The 1,116-nt window shown below is 34.2% G+C and carries 1 pseudogene; it reads left to right on the top strand.

Annotated features, from left to right (window positions below):
• The first annotated feature begins 98 nt into the window (after window positions 1-98).
• A pseudogene (locus AKK44_RS08960) lies at window positions 99-1,051 on the top strand (DDE-type integrase/transposase/recombinase).
• The last annotated feature ends 65 nt before the right edge of the window (window positions 1,052-1,116 follow it).

Here is a 1,116-nt window from a genome sequence, read left to right as displayed (position 1 = left end):
TTGTAGCGTTACAATTGATGTGAGACCAAGAAATGCAAAAAAGAAGAAACCTTGATATGATAAGTTCTGAACCAACTACTCAAAAAAGGAATCTTCTCATGACTAGTATATCACAAAATCTTCGTTATTTACCACATACTCTTGAAACTCGTTATCATGCTGTTAAAACTTACCGTAATGGAGCTTCTGTCGCATTTATCTGTAGAAGATACAAAGTCTCAAAAGCTTCTCTTATGCGTTGGAATAAACGTTTTGATGGCACTAAAGAATCTCTAAAAGACAAATCACACAGACCACTTACCCCTCATCCTAAAGCTCATACTGAAATCGAAATCCAGTGGATTAAGAATCTTGTTCGTCGGCATCCCAATGCTACTCTCATTGAGCTGTTCTATAAATTAAGTGTCAATAAAGGATATAAACGACATCCTTGCTCTCTCTTTCGTCTCTTAAGAAAATTGGGCTTCTTTAAAGACAAAACAAAAAAGAAAAAAAGTATGTGCCTAAACCTTATGATACGCCTAAAACTATTGGTATCAAATGGCAAATGGATGTTAAATATGTCCCTAAACACTGCTATACTGGTCAATTACCTGATAAATTCTACCAATATACCATGATTGATGAAGCCAGTAGAGAAAGATTCCTCTTCCCTTTTAAAGAACAGAGCTCTCACTCAACTGTTCAATTCGTTAAAATGGCGATTAAATACTTTGGCTATCAACCTAAAATCATTCAAACCGATAATGGTTTTGAGTTCACTCACTTTAAAGAAACTATAAAAAGACATCCACTTGATATTCTCTGCAATCAACTAAAAATTGAGCATAAGTGTATTCGTCCTAGAACGCCTAGACATAATGGTAAAGTCGAAAGAAGCCATAGAAATGATAATAGACGATTTTATCAGCACTTAACCTTCTACTCTTATGACGACTTGATAAAACAGATGAAACGCTATCTTTATCTGTCAAATCGTTTACCTATGCAATCTCTTAATTGGAAATCACCTATTCAAATCAGAAAAAATCTACTAGGAGCTAGCTACTAGTAGATGATATCATATCGTTTCTTGATTCTTTTATTTTTGGTCTCACATCATTGACAAATGTACAC

Source organism: Streptococcus phocae (assembly GCF_001302265.1).
In the GTDB taxonomy this organism is placed as follows: Bacteria; Bacillota; Bacilli; order Lactobacillales; family Streptococcaceae; genus Streptococcus; species Streptococcus phocae.
This window is presented reverse-complemented; position numbering and strand designations above follow the sequence as displayed.